Origin of the sequence: Plantactinospora sp. B24E8 (assembly GCF_039871735.1) — a bacterium.
GTDB lineage: Bacteria > Actinomycetota > Actinomycetes > Mycobacteriales > Micromonosporaceae > Plantactinospora.
The window spans coordinates 1-20448 of the sequence record NZ_JBDPMH010000058.1; the positions used below are offsets into that span (position 1 = coordinate 1).

Consider the following 20448-nt stretch of genomic DNA (forward strand, 5'->3'; position numbering starts at 1 on the left):
GCGTGCACAACGACGACCCGAAGCCGTTCGTGTGGACCGCCACCGCCGAATCGATCCTGGCCAAGGTCCGACGTGGACGAGTAGCCCTCCAACAAGCGACTACTCAAAACTGAGACAGAACACTAGCCAGGCCGCTCTGAGTACCCGTACCCGGTCGACCGGCCGGTCCGCTGGCTAGCCTTTGCCCCGGAACGGAGGGGCGATGGTTTTCCGGTTGTTGACCTCGGTGGTGCTGGCACTGCACTTCGGCTTCCTGGCCTACCTGGTGGGCGGTGGTTTCCTCGCCTGGCGGTGGCCCCGGACGGTCTGGCTGCACCTGGCGGCCGCCGTCTGGGGGGTGACGGTGGTCGCCGCCCGGATCACCTGCCCGCTCACCTACCTCGAACACTGGTCGCGGCGCCAGGCCGGCGAGTCCGGTGTCGGCCGCGGCTTCATCGACCGGTACGTCGAGGGCGTGATCTATCCCGAGCGGTACGCCGCGCTCGCCCAGGCGCTGGTCGCGGTGGTTGTCCTGATCTCCTGGGCCGGGCTGCTGTACCGGCTGCGCCGTACCCGGCGAGCGGCGCCGCCCGGTCAGGGCAGCGCGTCGACCGCGGCCGCGAACTCGGCCCCGGTGGCCAGCGCCGCGGTGACCAGGACCCGGAGCTGACCGGCCGAGACGCCGTGCTCCAGGTCGGTGGTGACGTCACCGGCGAGGATCAGTTCACCGTCGTCACTCTCCCGCACGTACGCCTTCGGCAGCAGCCGGTCGTGGTTCCAGGCGTTGCAGAACTCGTACGCCTCGGCGAGCCGGTCGGCCGGCAGCCGGCGCAGGGCCAGCACCTCGGCGTGCAGGATCTCGCCCCGCTCACCCACCCGGTGGAACCGGATCACCGCGTCGCCCCACCGGCCGCCGACCGTACCGTCCGGGGCGACCGCGTAGTGGTCGTTGCGCTGCTCCAGCACGTCGACCACCGCCGTCACGCTGAGCGGAACGACCTGTGCCGTCCAGCCCTCCGGCGGGATCGGGCCGGCGGTCGCCCAGTCGTCGGCGGGGCCGTCCGGTGGCAGCGGCACCGGGTCGGTCACCGGCCGCTCGGCCAGCCAACCCGCCATCCGACCGGACTGGTGACTCGTCCCGTTCCGGGCGTCGAACCGGCCGGCGAGGTCCTGGGCGGTGGCCACCAGGTCGGCCTCGAGCGCGGCCACGGTCAGCCGGGCGGCGAGCCGTTCGCCGTGCGCCGGCCGGTCGACCGGGTAGCGGTCGAAGCCGGCCGCTCCGGCCAGCCGGCAGACCAGGGCGCCGGCGGCGGCGAACTCCATCGCGGAACTCTCGTCGTACGGGCGGTCGAGCCAGCCGAGGTGCCGGGCGAGGATCTCCAGCCCGCGTTCGTGGTGTCCGGTCAGCGCACAGAACCGCAGGTGGTCGGCGAGGAACGGAAACGCGTCCCGTTCCCGCCGGTGCCGCCGGTACGCCCGCACGTGCGCCCGGGCGGCCTCGTCGTACCGGCCGAGCCGCAGGTACGGCACCAGCATCGCGGCCAGCGCCCGGGCCGGCTGCTCGGGGCAGCCGACGACACCGGAGAGGACCGGCTCGACCACCTCGACCGCCTCGGCCCACCGGCCCCACCCGGCCAGCAGCCGTGCCTGGTTCGCCGGGTCGCAGCCGGCGCAGTCGCTGAACTCGTCGCGCGGGGCGGCCCGCCACTGCGTGAACCAGTGCCGGGCGGCGGTCTGGTCGCCGACGTGGTCCGCGATCCGGCAGCGCAGGCTGTAGACGGCGTGCCGGCTGTGCCCGTCGGCGCGCAGCCGCCGGTCCAGGTCGTCGAGGGTCGCCTCGGCCCGGGCCCGTTCCATCCGGGAACTGTCCCGCAGCGCGGAAACCGCCCACTTGTGGTACCAGCGCAGCAGTTCGGCGTCGGCCGGCGCGAACAGGCCCGGGTCCCGGTCGTGGGCGGCGAGGCACCACTCGAACGGCTCCAGCATCCGCCACCGTTCGGCGTGGTAGTTGTGCGCCTCGATCAGCGCCAGCCGGCCGGCGATCCCGAGCCGTACGTCGGCCGCGGCGTCGGCGTGCGCGATGATCCGGTCCAGTTCCGCGACCTTCTCCTCGCCGTCCGGCAGGTCCCGGGCCGCGGCCAGGGCGGCGAGCAGTTCGTCGCGGGTCACAGGGTGCCCCGGCGGGACAGGGTCATGACGACTCTCCTCACTGGGATTCCGGCGGCGTGCCCGCCCGCGACCGTGGGCGTGGCCTGGCGATTCGGCGAGTCTAGTCAGCGGGCCAGTTCCGCGACGGCCTTCGACATCTGCACCCCGGTCAGGATGCCGCAGCCCAGCAACTGGTCGAGTTGTGCCGGGGTGACCCCGTGCTCCAGGTCGGTGACGACCTCGCCGCAGACCCGGACGCTGCCGTCGTCGTTGACGTGCACGAACGCCTTGGGCCAGAAACGGTCCCGGTTCCAGGCGTTGCAGAACGCGTACAGCCGGGGCACGTCGTCGATGGGGAAACTGGTCGCCGCGATGGTGCGGATCTGCAACAGTTCGCCGGCGGCGCCGCAGCGGATGAAGTAGATGACGCTGTCGTCCCAGCGGCCGACGAGGTCGCCGTCCGGATCCGTCTCGTACGGATGATCCCGACCGTCCAGTACGCTGGCGATCAACTCGTCGCTGAGCGGCCGCAACCGTTGCGGGCGACGGTCGATGTCGGACGGTTCCGCCGCGTCCTGAAACTCCGCTCCGGGCATCCGGATACCTCCTGGCCGGCTCGTGGTCCGTCCGTGATGGTAGGCGGAGTGTGCGTCCTCCGGCCAACGGCCGGACGTTCCATCGTGGATCAGCGGACACGACCCGCAGATGCGAGGAAATCCCGACGGCCCGCACTAACGTGTGAACTCATGGCGGGCCGTACCTCCTCTCAGGCGAACCGGCGCCGGAGCGGGTCCACCTCCCGTACTGGCGCGGCCACCCGTACCAGTGCCAACCGGGGGAAACAGACCAGTCGGACCCGGGCCACGGCCCGGCGTCCACCCCGACCCGGCCCCGCCGCCCTGCTCGGTCGTGGTCTGCGCGCGTCCTGGATGGGGCTGGCCCACAGCGTCGGCTGGGCGATGCGGGCGGTCGGCCGGCAGGCGGCGACCGCGAAGGACCTCGACCCGGAACACCGCCGTGACGGCGCCGGGCTCTTCCTGCTCGGGCTCGCCATCCTCAGCGCGGTCGCGGTCTGGTTCTCCTCGGCCGGGCCGCTCGGTGGGCGACTCGCCGACACCATCCGGCTCTTCTTCGGCGCGATCTCGATCGTGCTGCCGATCCTGCTGCTGATCGGGGCGGTCCGGCTGATGCGCAGCCCGGCGGAGTCGGAGCACCGGGGCCGGGGGCTGGTCGGCTGGACGGCGATGATCGTCGGCTTCGCCGCCCTGCTGCACATCGGCCAGCACCCGGACACGAACACCGAGCGGGACTATGCCGGCGGGCTGATCGGCGCCGGCATCGGCGGACCCCTGGAGCAGGCGATCAGTGCCTGGGTGGCGGTACCGGTGCTGGTCCTGCTCCTGCTCTTCGGGCTGCTCGTGGTGACCGCGACCCCGATCAACAAGATCCCGGAGCGGCTCGGGCTGCTCGCCGGGGTCGTGCTCGGCCAGCCCGGGACGGAGCAGGCCGAGTCCGACGAGGAGGAGGACTCCGCCGCCCGCCGCCCGGCCCGGCGTCGTCCGACAACGCGCCCGCAGCCGGTTGCCCTCGACGACACCGACGACCCCGCCGGCGCCGACGAGCTGGCCAACCACGACACGGTGGTGCTGCCGCGCCGGGCCCGGTCGAAGGTCGGCGCCGCGCGGAAGTCACCCGAGCCGCCCGAGCACTCCCCGCCGCCGACCCGGGCCGAGCAGCTCGCCCTCACCGGACTGGCCGGCGACTACACGCTGCCGCCGGCGAACCTGTTGCGACCAGGCAGCGCCCCGAAGGCGCGCAGCCGGGCCAACGACGAGGTGATCGCCGCGCTGACCGGCGTCTTCGAACAGTTCGACGTGGACGCGGCGGTGACCGGCTTCACCCGGGGTCCGACCGTCACCCGGTACGAGGTCGAGCTGGGCCATGGCGTCAAGGTGGAACGGATCACCCAGCTGTCCCGCAACATCGCGTACGCGGTCAAGTCTCCGGACGTCCGGATCCTCAGCCCGATCCCGGGCAAGAGCGCGGTCGGGGTGGAGATCCCGAACAGCGACCGGGAGGACGTGGCGCTCGGCGACGTGCTCCGGTCCCGGGTGGCGAGCGCCGACCACCATCCGATGCTGGTCGCGCTCGGCAAGGACATCGAGGGTGGCTTCGTGGTGGCCAACCTGGCCAAGATGCCGCACATCCTGATCGCCGGCGCCACCGGTGCCGGGAAGTCGAGCTGTCTGAATTCGCTACTGGTGTCCATCCTGTCCCGGGCCACCCCGGACGAGGTACGGCTGCTGCTGATCGACCCGAAGCGGGTCGAGATGAGCAGCTACGAGGGGATCCCGCACCTGGTCACGCCGATCGTGACGAACCCGAAGAAGGCGGCGGACGCGCTGGACTGGGTCGTCCGCGAGATGGACATGCGCTACGACGACCTCGCCGCCAACGGGGTACGGCACATCGACGACTACAACCGCAAGGTCCGGGCCGGCCAGATCACCCCGCCACCGGGCAGCGAGCGGGAGATCCGGCCGTACCCGTACCTGCTGGTGATCGTCGACGAGTTGGCCGACCTGATGATGGTCGCCCCCCGGGACGTCGAGGACTCGGTGGTCCGGATCACCCAGTTGGCCCGGGCCGCCGGCATCCACCTGGTGCTGGCCACCCAGCGGCCCTCGGTCGACGTGGTGACCGGCCTGATCAAGGCGAACGTGCCGTCCCGGCTCGCCTTCGCCACCTCCTCGCTCGCCGACTCCCGGGTCATCCTCGACCAGCCGGGCGCGGAGAAGCTGATCGGCCGCGGTGACGGGCTCTTCCTGCCGATGGGCGCCTCGAAGCCGGTCCGGATCCAGGGCGCCTGGGTCTCCGAGGGTGAGATCAACGACATCGTCAAGTTCTGCAAGGACCAGCGGGAGCCGGAGTTCCGGCCGGACGTGACGACCCCGGTACAGGACAACAAGAAGAAGGTCGACGAGGAGATCGGCGACGACCTCGACCTGCTGGTGCAGGCGATCGAACTGGTGGTCACCTCGCAGTTCGGGTCCACGTCGATGCTGCAACGCAAGCTCCGGGTCGGGTTCGCCAAGGCGGGCCGGCTGATGGACCTGATGGAGACGCGGGGCATCGTCGGCCCGTCCGAGGGCTCCAAGGCCCGGGACGTCCTGGTCAAACCGGACGAACTGGAGGAGGCCCTCGCTGCCCTCCGCCCCGAGTGAGTAGCTGCCTGGGGGTGGGCCGGAACCGCGGCGGTGGTGGCGCCGGGATCACGGTCGCGGTGGCACCGAACGGTGCCACAGGTTGACCTCAACCGGGCTTCAGCTATCAGGATGGTCGACATGACCGTGCTGCTCACCGACGCCGAGGTCGCCGCGCGACTGGACGCCGCGACCGCCGTGACGGCGATCCGGGACGCCCTGGTCGCCGCCGAGCAGGGCCGGCTGCTCGCCCCACCCCGGGTCTCCGCACCACTCGACGGGGGACGGCTGGTGCTCACCGCCGGGCACCTGCGGGACGACTGGTACGGCTTCCGCTCGTACGACACCCTCGACCGGCCCGACGGCGAGCAGGTGGTGGTGCTGCACGACGCCGGCACCGGCCGGATCCGGGCGGTCTGTGTCGGCGAGGAGATCGGCTCCCGGCGTACCGGGGCGCTCGGCGGGGTGGCGGTGGACGCGCTCGCCCGGCCGGAGGCTGCCACCGTCGGGGTGATCGGGGCCGGCCGCCAGGCCTGGACCCAGCTCTGGGCGATCGCGGCGGTACGCCCGCTGCGGGAGGTCACCGTCTTCAGCCGTACACCGGCGGGCCGGGAGAAGCTGGTCTCCCGGGTCGAGGCGGAACTCGGCGTACCCGCCCGGGCGGTGCCGGACCCGGGGCGGGCGGTTCGCGACCGGGACGTGGTGGTGCTCGCCACCACCAGCCCGACCCCGGTGCTCTCCGCCACCGACCTGAGCCCCGGCTGTCACGTCAACCTGGTGGGCTTCAAACAGGTCGGGCGGGCCGAGTTCGGGCCCGACCTGCTGGACCGGGCGGACGTCCTGGTCACCGACTCGCCGGCCCAGGCCGGGGCGTACGACCCGCCGATGCTCGCCGCCGTCGAGCCGTACGCCGGACGGCTGCTGTCGCTGGGCGCGGTGCTGGCCGGGACCCGGCCCGGCCGGAACACGGCGGACCAGGTGACCGTCTTCTGTTCGGTCGGGCTGGCCGGCAGCGAGGTGTTCCTGCTCGACCGGTTGACCCGGTAACAACCCGACAGCGCCCGCCGTCCGGATTCGTGCCGGCGGTACGCCCGGAACGGCGTGTCAGGTCCGACCGGTACCCTCGGATGGTGTCTGCCACGTCTTCCTCCTCCTCAGCCGCCGGCCGCCGGGTCGCGTTGCTCACCCTGGGCTGTGCCCGTAACGAGGTCGATTCCGAGGAGTTGGCGGCCCGACTGCACGCCGACGGCTGGCAGGTGAGCACCGACGGCGAGGGCGCCGACGTGGTGCTGGTCAACACCTGCGGCTTTGTCGAGAAGGCCAAGCAGGACTCCATCCAGACGCTGCTCGCCGCCGCCGAGACCGGCGCGAAGGTGGTGGCGGCCGGCTGCATGGCCGAACGGTACGGTCGCGAGCTCGCCGACAGTCTGCCCGAGGCGCAGGCGGTGCTCGGCTTCGACGACTACCCCGAGATCGCGGCCCGGCTCGACGCGGTCCTCGCCGGCACGGAACTGCCCGCGCACACTCCCCGGGACCGGCGGGAGCTGCTGCCGCTGACCCCGGTGGCCCGGCAACGCAGCGGCGTGGTGGTCCCCGGTCACGGTGGAGGCGCCGGGACCGCCCACCCTGGTCACGGCGCGGCCGACGGGTCCGCCGCGCCGGCCGGCCGGCCCGCCGACGGTCTGCTGCTCACCGACGAGCACACCCCGGCCCACCTGCGTCCGGTGCTGCGCCGGCGGCTCGACTCCGGTCCGGTCGCCTCGCTGAAGCTGGCCAGTGGCTGCGACCGACGGTGTGCGTTCTGCGCCATCCCCGCGTTCCGGGGCGCCTTCGTCTCCCGTACCCCGGACGAGCTGCTCGCCGAGGCGGAGTGGCTGGCCAAGTCGGGGGTCCGGGAGCTGGTGCTGGTCAGCGAGAACTCCACCTCGTACGGCAAGGACCTCGGCGACCCGAGGCTGCTGGAGAAGCTGCTCCCGCAGCTCGCGGCGGTGGACGGCATCGTCCGGGTACGGGCCAGCTACCTGCAGCCGGCGGAGACCCGGCCGGGCCTGGTGGAGGCGATCGCCACCACCCCCGGTGTGGCCGCCTACTTCGACCTCTCCTTCCAGCACTCGAGTGAGCCGGTGCTGCGCCGGATGCGGCGGTTCGGCTCGACCGACCGGTTCCTCGAGCTGCTCGCCTCGGCCCGCCAGCTGGCGCCGGACGCCGGGGCGCGGAGCAACTTCATCGTCGGCTTCCCGGGTGAGACCCGGGCCGACGTCGACGAGCTGGTCCGGTTCCTCAGCGCCGCCCGCCTGGACGCCATCGGGGTCTTCGACTACAGCGACGAGGACGGCACCGAGGCCGCCGACCTGCCTGGCAAGGTCTCGGCGGCGACGATCAAGCGCCGGTACGACAAGCTGGCCGCGCTGGCCGACGAACTCTGCTCCCAGCGGGCCGAGGAACGGATCGGCGCCACGGTCGAGGTGCTTGTCGACTCGGTCGACGGCGGGGTGGTGGAGGGACGCGCCGCCCACCAGGCACCCGAGGTCGACGGCTCCACCACACTTGTCGCCCCGGACGACGGCACCGTCGACCTGGCCGCGCTGCGCCCCGGTGACCTGGTGCGGGCGACGGTGACCGGGACCGAGGGTGTGGACCTGATCGCCGTACCGGACGGGATGATCTCGGCGGCTCCGCGGAGGGCCGGGTGAGGTCGACGCGGGTGGACCGGGGCGTGGCCGGGGCCCGACGTACCGCCGGTGGGGTGTCGTCGGGTGCGGGACCTACCGCCGGTGGGGTGTCGTCGAGTGCGGCCGGATGACGCCGTGACGGAGGCGGCGGAGCCGGTGTCCGCCGGCGCGGGGACGCCGGCGGGGGAGACCGGGGTGGCGGCCGGGCAGGTCGGTCCGGTGCGGTCCGGTGTCACGGACGGGGCGCCGGCTGGCCGGGTCGGCCCGGTTCCGGTGGTGAACGCGGCCAACGGGCTGACCGCGCTGCGGCTCGTCCTGGTCCCGGTCTTCGCCGGGCTGGTGTTCGTCTCCGAGATGACCGATCCGGGCTGGCGGGTGGTCGCCTGCCTGACCTTCGGACTCGCCTCGGTGACCGACCTGGTCGACGGCTGGATCGCCCGGCGGTACGCGTTGGTGACCTCGTTCGGCAAGGTGGCCGACCCGATCGCGGACAAGGCGCTGACCGGTACCGCGCTGGTCCTGCTCTCCTGGTATGACCGGATCCCCTGGTGGGTAACGGTGGTGATCCTGGCCCGCGAGTTCGGGATCACCCTGATGAGGTTCTGGGTGATCCGGTACGGCGTGATCGCGGCCAGCCGGGGCGGCAAGGTCAAGACAGCGGTGCAGATCCTGGCGATCGTCTGGTACCTGTGGCCCGTTCCGGAGGTTGTCGACTGGGTCGGTCCGTGGATCCTCGGCGTCGCCCTCGTGGTGACCGTGGTGACCGGGCTCGACTACGTGGTACGGGCACTGCGACTGCGCCGTTCCGTCCGTTGAACCGGAGGGCGGGGACCGGGTGACCGCACGGAAGGGGACGTGGCATGGAGGACGGTGAGCGGGCCGCCGGCAGCGCGGCCGCGGCGGTGGTGCACGCACTGGCCGACCGGGGTGGCACCCTCGCCGTGGTGGAGTCCCTCACCGGCGGGCTGCTGGCCGCCACGATCGTGGACATCGCCGGGGTGAGCAGCGTGTTCCGGGGCGGTGTGGTGGCGTACGCGACCGAGTTGAAGGCATCCCTGGTCGGGGTGCCGGCCGCCCTGCTCGACGAACGGGGCGCGGTGGACCCGGACGTGGCGGTCGCGCTCGCCGAGGGTGGCCGGGAGCGCTGCGGTGCCGACTGGTGCCTGGCCACCACCGGGGTGGCCGGGCCGGAGCCGCAGGACGGCAAGCCGGTCGGGTTGGTCTTCGTGGCGGCGGCGGGACCGTCCGGCACCGAGGTCCGGCGGCTGGAGATCGACGGCAACCGGCTGCACATCCGGACCGGCGCGGTGGAGGCGGCGCTGAACCTGCTCGCCGACCGGTTGCACGGCGAGGCCCCGACGGTCCGGGTCGACGACTGAACCGCCGGGTGCCGGTCGACGACTGGACCGCCGGGTGCCGGTCGACGGTTGGACCGCCGGGGCGTTCGGAGTAGCGGGCCGGTCGTGTCCGGACGGTTCGACCGGCGTTCGGCGCGGATTGGGGTGGCGGGCCGGGATGTCGTGGCGGCCGTCAACGGGTACGGTTGCGGGAAGGCTCGGAAAGCCGACGTCGGACGTCACCACCGCCGCGTCGTGGGCCCCCACCGCCCGACGGTGGGCCCACGGTGAGGTCGACGCGGTGGGCCGACGGCGCCGGTCCGACGTCCGGGGAGTCTGGTCCCGCGACACGGGAGGTGCGATGGTCCTGCTACGCCGGGTGATCGGTGATGCGCTACGGGCGCGTCGGCAGGGGCAGCATCGGACCCTGCGCGAGGTTTCCTCGGCCGCCAACGTGAGTCTGGGTTACCTCTCCGAGATCGAACGCGGCCAGAAGGAGGCGTCGAGCGAGCTGCTCGCCGCCATCTGCGACGCCCTCGGTGCCCGCCTCTCCGAACTGCTCCGGGACGTCAGCGAGACGGTCGAGGTCGCCGAACGGCTGCCCGACGTACTGGTGCCGGTCCAGGGGGAGCGGCAGGGTCCGGAGACCCGGCCGGTTCCGGCGTCCGCGACCCCGGTCCGGGGTGCGGGGACGGGTCGGACGACCGGCGCTCCGACGTACCGGGGCGAGCCCGCCCGGCCACGGTCGGACGCCGATCCGGCGGCGCAGCCGGCCCGGCAGTCGGCGCTGGCGGACGGGATCACCGCGCGCCCGGGCCGCAACCAGGCGCCGGGGCGCGCCCGTACCGAGAACGGGGTCCGGCCGGTGCCGGCGGACACGGTGCGGCAGATCACCACCGATGGCACGGTGTCGGTCACGGTTCGTCAGGAGTCTCCGCTCAAGGCGACCCTACGCGCCACCCGCCGCATCCAGCCCACCACCAAGCAGGACCGCGACGTCGTCTGCGTCGGCTGAGCGGGATCCTCCCGGACTGCCCCGGGCCAGCGGCCCGGGATCCGGGTCGAAGGTGTGGCCTGGTACGGCAACGGCGGGTTACCGTGGGCCCCTAGCGGCATATCCGGTGGATATCCCTCTCAGGTCGTACGCCGGGGTGGCGCGGGACTGGGACGATGGAGATCGTGCCGCGCGGGTTCCCCGGTGGGCCGGCCGGCACGGTCAGGCGGAGCGATCGACACTGAGGGGATATCGGGGAACATGGCGAACCCGTTCGCTAAGGGCTGGCGTTATCTGATGGCGCTCTTCGGTGCCAAGATCGATGAGTACGCCGACCCCAAGGTGCAGATCCAGCAGGCCGTCGAGGAGGCACAGCGCCAGCACCAGGCGCTGGTCCAGCAGGCGGCCGCGGTCATCGGCAACCAGCGCCAACTGGAGATGCGGCTCTCCCGGCAGATGTCCGAGGTCGAGCGCCTGCAGGGGATGGCCCGGCAGGCCTTGGTCCTCGCCGACCGGGCCCGGGCCGGCGGTGACGAGGCCGAGGCCGTCAAGTACGAGCAGGCCGCGCAGACCGTCGCCACCCAGCTGGTCTCGGCCGAACAGTCGACCGAGGACCTGAAGACCCTGCACGACCAGGCGATCAACGCCGCCGCGCAGGCCCGCCGGGCGGTCGAGAACAACAAGATGCTCCTGGAGCAGAAGCTCGCCGAGCGGGCCAAGCTGCTCAGCCAGCTCGAGCAGGCGAAGATGCAGGAGAGCGTCGCCCGTTCGCTGGAGTCGATGTCCGCGCTCACCGCCCCGGGCGGCACCCCCTCGCTCGACGAGGTGCGGGACCGGATCGAGCAGCGGTACGCCACCGCGATGGGCCGGGCCGAGCTGGCCAGCAACTCGGTCGAGGGCCGGATGCTGGAGCTGCAGAAGTCGACACTCGACCTGGCCGGCGCGTCCCGACTGGAGCAGATCCGGGCCAGCATGGCCGGGGAGAAACTCGCCGGCGGTACGGCCACGCCCGCAGTCGAACCGGCCGCCCCGGCGGCGGACCCGGCCGGGGTGGCCCGCCTCGACGAGATCCGGGCCAGCCTGGCCCGGGACAAGCAGACCGGCGGCAACACCGCGGCCGGCTGAGCCACCACCGAGCTGGGAGAAGGGCGAGATGGCCGACCCGCGTACCCGACACCTGCGCCGGTTGCGCGGTCTGCGCCGGGCGGTCCGTCGCTGGAGTGTGCTGGCCGGCGGGCTGACCGGGGCGGCTGCCGTGCTCACCCCGTACCAGGGACTCGGGCTGCCGGACGCCGTCTGGGCGGCCGCCGCCGGCGGGTCCGTGATGCTGGCCGGCTGGCGCTGGTCCGACCTGCGGGCGCTGGCCGCCCAGCCGGTGCCGCCACCGCCCGAGCCGGTCACCGCCGAGCAGGCCCGGGCCCGGCTGGTCGCCGCCGTCGAACGGATGCCCGCCGGGCGCCAGGCCCTCGCGGAGGTACGCCGGCAGCGGACCCGGATCGCCCTGCGGGGCACGTCGGCGGCCGAGGCGTGGGTTCGACTGGACCGGGCGTCGACCACCATGGCCGGCCTCGCCGGTCGACTGAACGGTCCCGCCGCGTCGGCCGCGCTCGAGGCGGCGGTGGCGGAGCGCTCGCTGCGGGACCTCGCCGACCGGGCGGCCAGTGTGGACCGGGCGCTGCGGCTCGCCCCCGCCGACACCCGGGCCGGGTTGGCGGACGCGCACCGCAACCTGCTCGGGCAGCTCGACCACGGTGTGTCGGCGTACGAGGGACTGGTCGCGGCGGCCGCCGGTTATGTCGCCGAGGATGGCTGGGAGGACCACGGGCACACCGCCGCGTCCCGGCTCACCGAGGCGACCGACCTGCTCCGCGGCGTCGCGGCCGGCCTGGCGGAGCTGCGCCGCCGCACCCCGCAGGCCGACGGCTGACCCCTCCGGCCCCGGCGTCGGGCTCTGCCGGACCGCGGCATCAGGTCGGGGTGCGGATCGAGACCGCCGTGCTGACCGGGGACGATCCGGCCGGGTTGCTGGCCTGGATCCGGTAGTGGTAGACGGTGTCCCGGGCCAGGTTGGTGTCGACGTACGAGCGGGCGGCGCCGGGGACGGTGAACGTGGTCAGCCCGGCGCCGAAGGTCGGACTGGTGGACCGGTGCACGGTGAAGCCGCTGACCGTGCTGGTGACCGGGACGGACCAGCCCAGCCGGACCGCCGCGCCCGGCCCCGGCACCACACCGTCGTACGGGGTCGCGGTCAGTTCCGTCGGTACCACCGGCACCGCCGGGGTGACCACGGTGGCGACGTTCGACCAGGGTGACGAGGCGCCGAGATAGCTGGTCCGGACCCGGTAGTAGTAGGTGGTGTCGGCGGCGACCGGGGTGTCCGGGCAACTGCCGGTGACCGGGACGGTGGTGGTGACCAGCCCGCTGGTGAAGGTCGGGTTGGTGGCGCGTTGCAGGTCCACCGTGGTCGCGAAGGACCGGTTCACCCAGGCCCGGTTGACCCGCAGCGGCGTACCGGCGGCGACGGTCGCGACCAGTCCGGTCGGCGGCGGCAGGTGCACCGCACAGTCGGCGCTGTTGGAGTACGCCGAGTGCGCGACACCGTTCTCGGCCCGGACCCGGTAGTGGTAGGTGACGCCCGGGGTGACCGTCGAGTCGGTGTAGCGGCTGACGGTCGCCGGGACGACAAAGCCGGTCACCTCGTGGCGGAAGCCCGGGTCGGTGCAGCGCTGGAGCAGGTTGCGGGTCGCGCCCGGCCCCACCGCCGTCACGTTGTTGGTCCAGGCCACCACGATGCCCGGCAGTACGGTGGCCGAGCCGGGCGCCGGCCGGACGGCGAGCCCGGTCGGCGCGGCGGGGGAGAACCGCAGCACCATCGGTCGGCTCATCTGCTGGTCGGCGTGGCCGAGCTGGGAGCACCGCCAGGCGAACTCCCAGCCGAAATGGTGCGTCCGGTTGGTCACCGTCGCCGGTTCGCCGGTGCCCGGGTCGACCTGGGTGTAGCCGTCGCTGGTGCCGGCCGGTCGGGTCGGGTCGGACAGCCGTACGCTGTCGCCGACCGTGAACGGGAACGGTCCGGGCAGGACGGGCCGCACCGCCACCACGGCCGCCTCGAACGGATTCACCCGGACCGTCTCCTTCCAGCCGACCTCGTTCGGCGCCGGCGGCGTGACCGCCCCGTCCCGGCCGACCCGGTTCACCAACTGGACGTTCACGTGGTGGAAGTGCAGGGCGTGGGTCTCCGTGCCGTAGTGGGTGATCTTCCAGAGCTGGGTGTGGTCGCCCGGCGTCCCGACCGGCACCGCCGGGTCGGACGGCAGCAGCACCTCGGTCGGCGGGTCGATCGGGGTCAGCGGAACGGTGGTCGGGACCAGCGTGCCGGTCGTCGGCAGCTCGGTGCCGAGCAGGACGTTCCGGCGACCGTACTCGGGGTCGAACCCGGTCACGATCGCCTTCGGGAGCAACGGCAGGGTCACCGGCCCGGTGCCGCCGTACGGGACGAAGCGCAGCGAGGTGTCCTCGATCGACGCGTACGTGTCGCAGGGGGTGACGGTGCCGAACGCGGCGTCGTAGGCCGGTTGTGGCACCGGCGGCGGTGGCTGGCTGCGCCCGTACGCCTCGGGGAGCCGGTCCCGGAGACGGTCCAGGTCGAACGGCGGAGCCGGCGCACCGACCACCTGGATCTGCAGCAGGGTGCGGGTGTTCGGGCCGTAGCCGGGCCGGGTGGGCGGGGTCCCTCCGGAGCCGGTCTGGTCCGGGTTGCCGGTGTAGTGGTCGTACCGCGGATCGTTGCCGGGCATCGGCGCCGGACAGTCGTTGTAGAGGATCAGGTTCGATCCCGGCGGTACGGCGGAGAAGTCGACGATCACGTCGGCGCGTTCGCCCGGGGCCAGCAGCAGGGTGTGGCCGGTGACGTTGCGCACCGTCACGTCCCGGCGGCTGTACCGGTAGTCGATCGGCTGGTGGGGCAGTACGGCGACCGCCGGCAGCAGGCCGCCCTCGGAGCCGATCTGGATCCAGTCGGGGCCGGCGGCGGCCGGGTCGGGCACCCCGCCCTCCCGACCGTCGGTGGGCCAGCCCGGCGGGAGGTCGGGGTTGGCCAGGGCCGCCACCATCGGCACCTCACCGGCCCCGGCGTCGGCGAGGGTGCCGTCCGAGTGCCACATCGGCGCGTTCGACGCGGCGTGGTAGAGCTGCAGGTTCAGGCTGCGGTCGGGGCAGGCGTTGAGGATCCGGAACCGGTACGCCGCCGGCCGGACCCGCAGGTACGGGTAGGCGACCCCGTTGACCAGCGGCGTGTCCAGGAAGGTCTCCGGCACCGCCGACGGGGTGGGGGTGCCGGGCTGGGCCGGCGGCTGCCAGGGGCGGGTCGCGGGGTCGTGGTGCGGGTTGGGCGCCGGCCCGTGGGTGACACCGGCGTTCGGCGGCCAGAACCAGGGCCCGTAGTCCCACCGGCCCATCGGGTTCGTCCCCGACTCGTTGTACGGGTTCTGCCGGGGCAGGTAGACGTGCGGGAACCACAGGGCACCCCGGCCGCCCCAGGTCGCCACGTCCCAGGTCGGATCCTCGGCGGCGAGCTGGGCCCGGTCCGGTACGAAGGTCTTCTCCTCCAGCACCAGGACGACCTCGTCGGTGGGGATCACCCCGTCGTCGACGAGTTCCCGTTCCACCGGGTCGTCCAGCCGGTAGAGGCCGACCTGCCCGGAGTAGACGGTCAGCCGGGCGATCCCCTCGCTCTGGTCGTGGTACCAGAGCAGCCGGGCGCCGCGCTGGTTCGGGTAGTAGGCGGTCGCCGCGCCCGCGCCGGGCTCCGGCATGTCCGGTACGGCGGCCCAGCCGGCGCCCCGGGGATAGTGGGTCGACTCACCTGCCGGGGTGAACCACTGGAGCGGTCCGCCGTCGCTGATCCACGGGGCGTCGCCGCCGTGCAGGTGGATCGTGCAGCGGTTCTGCGGATAGCGTTCGAGGCCGCTGCGGGGACCGGCGCCGGCGCCGGTGACCGTCGGGTCCACCGGCAGGAAGAGGTCGCCGGCGGAGCCGGTCGGCAGCTGGTTGACGTACTTGACCCGGACCGGGCGGTCCCGGTGCGCCACGATCATCGGCCCGAGATGGTACGGCCGGCCGGGCGGCGCCACCGTGTTGTGTCCGGCCGGGTCGGTGCCGTTGTTCAGCTGCCGGTAGCCCCGTAGCCGGGTCGGCGGCAGGTCCGGGTGCAGCCGTTGGGTGTACTCCTGCACCCCGATCTCGTAGTAGTCACATCCCGGGTACGACGTGGTGTCCGGCACCGCGACCGGGATCCGGGCGCCCAGCTCGGTCGTTTCCCGGCCGACCAGGGGGAGCGGGGCGACGAACTTCCGGATTCCGGTGCCGGGCAGTATCCGACCGTCGACGTCCAGCTCGGGCAGCGGGCTGTGGGCGAAGTTCGGTACGAAGCCGAAGTAGTCGGGTGGGGCGGTCGGGTCGACTGTCAGGTCGGCCACCGGGTCGGCGCCCACCCGGGCCGCCGGGACCACCGGCGTGGTCCGCCCGGCGCGCTGGTTCCGGGCCCGCTCGGCGCGGGCCGCCCGGTGCGCGGCGAATCTCTTGAACATGGTGACGCCCTCCCCGGAAGATCGGACCGCCTGCCCCGGTCCGCCAGCGCGAGCCCGGGGACCGGTCCCGGGGCGCACCCGCCGGCGGGTCCCATCCCCGAGAGCCTGCTGACGATCTGTAAGCAGTCAACCGCGTAGCGCCAGAAATGGATACGGCCGAATCGTCGGTGACGCCTCCTTCGCCCGGAGAATCCGGCCGCCCGCCGGGCCGGGTCGACCGGTCGCCGGGCTGGCAGTCTGGGCGTGCCTGCCGGTCGCCGGGCGGCGGCTCTGGCGTGCCTACCGGTCGCCGGGCTGGCAGACCGGGCACCAGTAGGTCACCCGTTCGCCCTGGTCCTGTTTACGGATCGGGGTACCGCAGCGACGGCACGGTTCCGCGCGGCGGCCGTAGACGTAACTGGTCCGACCCCGGTGCAGGGAACCGGTGGTGCTCTGTGTCCAGCGCCCCCGGTTCGCCGTCAGCAGCCGGTGGGCGAGCGCCACCAGGCCGGGCAGGTCCGGGACCTCCCGTACCGGCGTCCACGGCGAGACGCCCCGGAGGAAGAGCAACTCCGACTTGTACAGGTTGCCGATGCCGGCCAGGCTGCGTTGGTCGAGCAACGCCTCGGCGATGCTCCGGTCGGGCTGGGCGGCGAGTCGACGTACCGCCTCGACCGGGTCCCAGTCCGGGCCGAGCAGGTCCGGTCCCAGGTGCCCGACCAGGGTGTCCTCGTCGGCGGTCCGGAGCAGGGCGAGATCGTGCAGGTGGTAGCCGACCGCCACGGCGTCCGTGGTCCGCAGCACCGCCCGTACGGTGTGTGCCGGCCGGGACGCCCAGCGCTCGCCCGGGGCGTACACCCGCCAGGCCCCGTCCATCCGCAGGTGGGAGTGCAGGGTCAGCGACTCGCCGCCGGGCGGGTCGACCGTGCGTCCGCCGTTGTCCGGCTGTGTCTCGTTGTCTGGTTGCGCCCTGTTGTCCGGTGTTGTCCCGTTGTCCGGTGGTGTCCCGCCGGCCGGCATGCGGAGCCGGAGCAGCAGGTGCTTGCCCCGGGAGACCGACGCCGACACGGTCGCCCCGGTGAGGTCGGCGGTCGCCAGGTGCGGCACCCGGAGGTCGGTGGCGGTCAGCCGGCCACCGACCAGTGCGCGACGCAGCGCGCGGGCGGTGTTCCAGACGGTGTCGCCTTCGGGCACCCGTCCATCCTCCTCCACCGGCGCCCGGTCCGGCTGGAGAAGGTCAAGAGGTCGGCGGGGTGCCTCCGGCGGCTCGGTCGATCCGGTTCAGGGCAGCTCGTCGGGGCGGGGCGGGCGGACCGCGTCCTGGTAGCGCGGGTGGCTGGCGCCGTAGATGGCGTAGTTGAGCCGGGCGTGCGCCAGGCTCAGGTCACCGTTCGGGCCGCCCCGGGCAACCTCGGCGTTCTCGTCGGTGGATCCGTCGTCGGTCCAGAAACATACTGGACAGGTGCCGCTTCCCGTCCGGTGTGCACAACACGGGCAGGCGGCGACATCGATCGAGTGTTTCCCCACGGCGTTAAGCATTTCACAGCCGTATCCGGGGGCACAGTAGACGGTTTGTGTTTTCCCGACGGTCGGGCGCCGTCCCTCCCGGTCACGCCAACCGTAGTACGTCCCCGGGTCCGACCCCCAGTACGTCGGCCGCCCGGCCACGGTTGACCCCGACCGCGACCCGGTCGGCGGAGTCGACGTACACCACGAGGTGACCGGGGGGTACGTCGCCGAAGGTGCCGCCCCGCACGGCGGTACGGCCGTTGATCCGTACCGTCGGGCCGAGCCGTTCCACCGCCGTCCCCGGCGCCGCCAACTGCACGTTGCCGAAGTGGTCGACGGTGAGCACCTCGGCGGCGAGCCAACCGTCACCCCGCTCCACCACCGGCTCGGGCAGCCGGACCAGGCCGGCTGGATCGACCACCGGCCCGGCCTCGGGCAGCGCGGCGCCGAGCGCGAACCGGGCGGCGGCCGGGGCGAAGACGTCCCGTCCGTGGAAGGTGCGGGACACCGCCGGGAACCAGTCGGGGCTGGTCAGCTCCACCGCCTCGGTCACCCCGCCCAGCTCGGTCGCGGCCCAGGTCAGCAGGCCGTTGTCCGGGCCGACCAGCAGCCCGCCCGGGGTGCGTAGCCCGACGCCCCGCCGGGCCGTACCCACCCCGGGGTCGACCACCGCCACGTGCACCGCCGACGGCAGGTGTCCGACGGTCTGGGCCAGTACGGCGGCGCCCCGGACGACGTCCCCGGCGGGGATCAGATGGGTCACGTCGATCACCCGGACCGACGGGGCGAGGCGGGCGATCACCCCGTGGCAGGAGGCCACGAAACCGTCGGAGCGGCCGTAGTCGGTGGTCAGGCTGATCCACGGGTATCCGGACACAGCAGTCAACCGTTACCTTTCAGTGCGCTTTAGTGAGCACGCGATTGGTAGTCCTACCTTGCGGTGGGACGGTCCCGGTCTTGCCGACTGGCGTCGTGCCGGGTTCACGCTTCACGGCCACCTGCCCGCGTACGCGGGTCTTCTGGTCGGCTCCACGTGCTGCCACCGGGCCACTCCCGGCGGATTTCGCCGCGAGGGCGGCGAGGTTGAGCGCGGCGTTGAGGTCCCGATCCAGGACCAACCCGCACGCCTGGCAGGTGTACTCACGCTCGGACAGGGCCAGCTTGGTTTTCACCGCGCCGCAGCCTGAGCAGGTCTTCGAGGACGGATACCAGCGGTCGGCGGTCAGTAGCCGGCCGCCGTTCCAGACCGTCTTGTAGGCGAGTTGGCGTCGCAACTCGGCGAAACCGGCGTCGGTGATGTGCTGGGCCAGCCTGCGGTTACGCAGCATCCCGGCGACGTGCAGGTCTTCTACGACGATCGTGTCGTGCTCGCGGGCCAGTCGGGTGGTCAGTTTGTGCAGCCCGTCGCGGCGCAGGTTGCTGACGCGGGCGTGGGCGCGGCCCAGCCGGGCGGATGCGCGTTGCCACCGCTTCGACGGGCGCTGCCCGGTACGCCGGTCAGGGCCGGTCCTGCGCGACAGCGCCCGACCGAGCTGCCGCAGCCGGGCCTGCGCGGCGAGCAGGTGACGCGGGTTGGCCACCAGTTCGCCGGTGGACAACACCGCCAGGTGCTTGACCCCGATGTCCACCCCGACCACTGACGCGGGTCGGGCCGGGCCGCGCTGGACACGGTCGACCTCGACACAGAACGCGACGTGCCAGCGTCCACCATCACGGCGCAGGGTGGGGGACATGATCCGGGCCGTGCCGTTGTTCAGGCGCCGACCCAGCTTGCGGGAGGACTCATGCAGCTTCAACCGGCCCAACCGGGGCAGCACGACATGCTTGCGGTCCGACTCCACCCGGATCGTGCCGGTGGTGAACCGCACCGACGGCGTGGTGCGGCGGCGGGACTTGAACCGGGGAAACCCCACCGGCCGCCCGGCCCGCTTCCCGCTACGAGAGTCGGTCCAGTTCTTCAACGCGCGGGCGAGCGCGTCAAGGCCGGTGTTGAACGCCTCCTTCGAGCATTCCCGCCACCATGGCGCCACGTCACCCTTCGCCGCGTTCCACGCCTTCCGCAGCGCGGGCAGCGACCAACCGATCACGGGCGTCAGCTCCGCGCTGGCGACACCGTAGGTGCGTTCGGCCGCACGCTGATCCATGACCGCCCTAACCAGGGCCAGTGCCCAGTTGTGCGCGACTCGGGCCGCGCCCGCGTGCGCCAGCGCCGCGCGCTCCTGGGTTGGCGTGAGGTCGACAGCGAAGCGGTACGCCTGGACCGTCTTCACACCAAATCACCCCCGGTGGCCACCTCGACGGCGCGGCGGGCCCGGTTCGCAGCAGAACGCCGCCCAGAGAGACGGGCACACAGCGACGTCAGGATCTCCGTCACGTCCCGAACCAGGTCGTCATCGACCTCGGCCGGGTCGACCACCAGCAACCGACGGCCCTGCGCCGACAACGCCGCCTCCACGTACTCGGCCCCGAACCGGGCGAACCGGTCGCGGCGCTCGACCACAATCGTGCTCACCGCCGGGTCGCGAAGCAGGGCGAGGAACTTCTTACGGTGCCCGTCCAACGCCGAGCCGACCTCGGTCACCACCCGGTCCACGGCGAGGTTCCGGCCAGTGGCCCACACGGCGACCCGGGCGACCTGCCGGTCCAGATCCGGTTCCTGATCGGCCGAGGACACCCGGGCGTACACCACCGTCTGCCCGGCGCCGCGGGCAACACCGGTCACCGGCTCCCCAACCATGATCAGACGACCGACCCGGTAAGTGGGAACAGGCAGCGTCCCGGCCGCGTACTGCCGTCGAGCCGTGACGTACGCGATACCGGTGGCCGCAGCCCATTCCTTCAAATTCATCGTGACCACTATAACAACTCAAAGGACGCCAAAGACCACCGGCGTGGCGACAATTGCCACCCCTAGACGAGTTGTTCCGAATCCCGGTCAGTGGTCGTAGGCGATCAGTGACCGGGTGACGGGTGCACCGGTCTTGTTGTTGTGCCAGATCGCGGCGGTCATCGCGAGGAGGCGTTGGGCCACCCGTACGG

General features: G+C 72.9%; 16 protein-coding genes and 2 pseudogenes. 9 read left to right on the plus strand and 9 right to left on the minus strand.

Translation table 11 applies throughout. The features are described from left to right. Nucleotides 1–202 precede the first annotated feature (202 nt). On the plus strand, nucleotides 203–649 hold the full coding sequence (locus ABGB21_RS36225) for a DUF2784 domain-containing protein (protein WP_347681671.1): 447 nt from the start codon (nucleotides 203–205) through the stop codon (nucleotides 647–649). On the opposite strand, the gene ABGB21_RS36230 is transcribed toward ABGB21_RS36225, so the two are convergent. Both ABGB21_RS36230 and ABGB21_RS36235 read right to left on the minus strand, forming a co-directional pair. Beyond that, nucleotides 574–2148, minus strand: a complete 1575-nt coding sequence (locus ABGB21_RS36230; RefSeq protein WP_347681673.1) for a YbjN domain-containing protein — start codon at nucleotides 2146–2148, stop codon at nucleotides 574–576. The two genes, ABGB21_RS36225 and ABGB21_RS36230, sit on opposite strands and share 76 nt — an antisense overlap. A 104-nt stretch (nucleotides 2149–2252) precedes the next feature. Next, complete coding sequence (locus ABGB21_RS36235) at nucleotides 2253–2723, minus strand: YbjN domain-containing protein (RefSeq protein WP_347681675.1); 471 nt, start codon at nucleotides 2721–2723, stop codon at nucleotides 2253–2255. Nucleotides 2724–2873: 150 nt separating this feature from the next. Here ABGB21_RS36235 and ABGB21_RS36240 point away from each other — a divergent pair, with 150 nt between their 5' ends. From ABGB21_RS36240 to ABGB21_RS36275, 8 genes and pseudogenes are all read left to right on the plus strand, one after another. Continuing rightward, nucleotides 2874–5351 carry a DNA translocase FtsK 4TM domain-containing protein gene (locus tag ABGB21_RS36240; protein WP_347681677.1) on the plus strand — a complete coding sequence of 826 codons (2478 nt, stop codon included), beginning with the start codon at nucleotides 2874–2876 and terminating at the stop codon, nucleotides 5349–5351. 120 nt (nucleotides 5352–5471) lie between these two features. After that, the gene (locus tag ABGB21_RS36245) at nucleotides 5472–6377 is read left to right on the plus strand and encodes an ornithine cyclodeaminase family protein (protein WP_347681681.1); all 906 of its coding nucleotides are present in this window, start codon (nucleotides 5472–5474) and stop codon (nucleotides 6375–6377) included. An 80-nt stretch (nucleotides 6378–6457) separates the two neighbouring features. Continuing rightward, on the plus strand, nucleotides 6458–8023 hold the full coding sequence (rimO, locus tag ABGB21_RS36250; RefSeq protein WP_347681679.1) for a 30S ribosomal protein S12 methylthiotransferase RimO: 1566 nt from the start codon (nucleotides 6458–6460) through the stop codon (nucleotides 8021–8023). A gap of 198 nt (nucleotides 8024–8221) precedes the next feature. Next, a complete protein-coding gene (gene pgsA / locus ABGB21_RS36255; RefSeq protein WP_347681683.1) occupies nucleotides 8222–8818 on the plus strand; it encodes a CDP-diacylglycerol--glycerol-3-phosphate 3-phosphatidyltransferase in 597 nt (198 codons plus the stop codon). 44 nt (nucleotides 8819–8862) lie between these two features. Next, on the plus strand, nucleotides 8863–9381 hold the full coding sequence (locus ABGB21_RS36260) for a CinA family protein (protein WP_347652142.1): 519 nt from the start codon (nucleotides 8863–8865) through the stop codon (nucleotides 9379–9381). A 319-nt stretch (nucleotides 9382–9700) separates the two neighbouring features. Then, nucleotides 9701–10009: pseudogene (locus ABGB21_RS36265) on the plus strand (helix-turn-helix transcriptional regulator); the annotation flags it as partial. A 585-nt stretch (nucleotides 10010–10594) separates the two neighbouring features. Further along, nucleotides 10595–11458 (plus strand): PspA/IM30 family protein, encoded by an 864-nt coding sequence (locus tag ABGB21_RS36270; protein WP_347652141.1) that lies wholly within the window; start codon nucleotides 10595–10597, stop codon nucleotides 11456–11458. 28 nt (nucleotides 11459–11486) lie between these two features. Then, nucleotides 11487–12260, plus strand: a complete 774-nt coding sequence (locus tag ABGB21_RS36275; RefSeq protein WP_347652140.1) for a hypothetical protein — start codon at nucleotides 11487–11489, stop codon at nucleotides 12258–12260. Nucleotides 12261–12300: 40 nt separating this feature from the next. Here the strand turns inward: ABGB21_RS36275 and ABGB21_RS36280 are convergent, their stop codons facing one another. The 7 genes and pseudogenes from ABGB21_RS36280 to ABGB21_RS36310 form a co-directional block, all read right to left on the minus strand. Continuing rightward, entirely contained in the window at nucleotides 12301–15921 is a 3621-nt protein-coding gene (locus ABGB21_RS36280) for a hypothetical protein (protein WP_347652139.1), read from the minus strand. A gap of 279 nt (nucleotides 15922–16200) precedes the next feature. Continuing rightward, complete coding sequence (locus ABGB21_RS36285; protein ID WP_347652137.1) at nucleotides 16201–17094, minus strand: DNA-formamidopyrimidine glycosylase family protein; 894 nt, start codon at nucleotides 17092–17094, stop codon at nucleotides 16201–16203. Between the two features lie 87 nt (nucleotides 17095–17181). Continuing rightward, on the minus strand, nucleotides 17182–17439 hold the full coding sequence (locus ABGB21_RS36290; RefSeq protein WP_347652136.1) for a CPCC family cysteine-rich protein: 258 nt from the start codon (nucleotides 17437–17439) through the stop codon (nucleotides 17182–17184). A gap of 70 nt (nucleotides 17440–17509) precedes the next feature. Then, nucleotides 17510–18286: an SAM-dependent chlorinase/fluorinase gene (locus ABGB21_RS36295; protein WP_347652244.1), complete on the minus strand. Its 777-nt coding sequence runs from the start codon at nucleotides 18284–18286 to the stop codon at nucleotides 17510–17512. Between the two features lie 19 nt (nucleotides 18287–18305). After that, nucleotides 18306–19679 carry an IS607 family element RNA-guided endonuclease TnpB gene (gene tnpB / locus ABGB21_RS36300; protein ID WP_347652135.1) on the minus strand — a complete coding sequence of 458 codons (1374 nt, stop codon included), beginning with the start codon at nucleotides 19677–19679 and terminating at the stop codon, nucleotides 18306–18308. After that, nucleotides 19676–20257 carry an IS607 family transposase gene (locus ABGB21_RS36305; protein WP_347652134.1) on the minus strand — a complete coding sequence of 194 codons (582 nt, stop codon included), beginning with the start codon at nucleotides 20255–20257 and terminating at the stop codon, nucleotides 19676–19678. Before ABGB21_RS36305 ends, tnpB begins: the two co-directional genes overlap by 4 nt. 87 nt (nucleotides 20258–20344) lie before the next feature. Further along, nucleotides 20345–20448: pseudogene (locus ABGB21_RS36310) on the minus strand (IS982 family transposase); the annotation flags it as partial.

Coding starts and splice junctions, on each gene's coding strand:
- ABGB21_RS36225 (WP_347681671.1), top strand. CDS start 203: ATGGTTTTCCGGTTGTTGACCTCGGTGGTGCTGGCACTGCACTTCGGC.
- ABGB21_RS36235 (WP_347681675.1), bottom strand. CDS start 2,723: ATGCCCGGAGCGGAGTTTCAGGACGCGGCGGAACCGTCCGACATCGAC.
- ABGB21_RS36240 (WP_347681677.1), top strand. CDS start 2,874: ATGGCGGGCCGTACCTCCTCTCAGGCGAACCGGCGCCGGAGCGGGTCC.
- ABGB21_RS36245 (WP_347681681.1), top strand. CDS start 5,472: ATGACCGTGCTGCTCACCGACGCCGAGGTCGCCGCGCGACTGGACGCC.
- rimO (WP_347681679.1), top strand. CDS start 6,458: ATGGTGTCTGCCACGTCTTCCTCCTCCTCAGCCGCCGGCCGCCGGGTC.
- ABGB21_RS36260 (WP_347652142.1), top strand. CDS start 8,863: ATGGAGGACGGTGAGCGGGCCGCCGGCAGCGCGGCCGCGGCGGTGGTG.
- ABGB21_RS36270 (WP_347652141.1), top strand. CDS start 10,595: ATGGCGAACCCGTTCGCTAAGGGCTGGCGTTATCTGATGGCGCTCTTC.
- ABGB21_RS36275 (WP_347652140.1), top strand. CDS start 11,487: ATGGCCGACCCGCGTACCCGACACCTGCGCCGGTTGCGCGGTCTGCGC.
- ABGB21_RS36280 (WP_347652139.1), bottom strand. CDS start 15,921: ATGTTCAAGAGATTCGCCGCGCACCGGGCGGCCCGCGCCGAGCGGGCC.
- ABGB21_RS36290 (WP_347652136.1), bottom strand. CDS start 17,439: ATGCTTAACGCCGTGGGGAAACACTCGATCGATGTCGCCGCCTGCCCG.
- ABGB21_RS36305 (WP_347652134.1), bottom strand. CDS start 20,257: ATGAATTTGAAGGAATGGGCTGCGGCCACCGGTATCGCGTACGTCACG.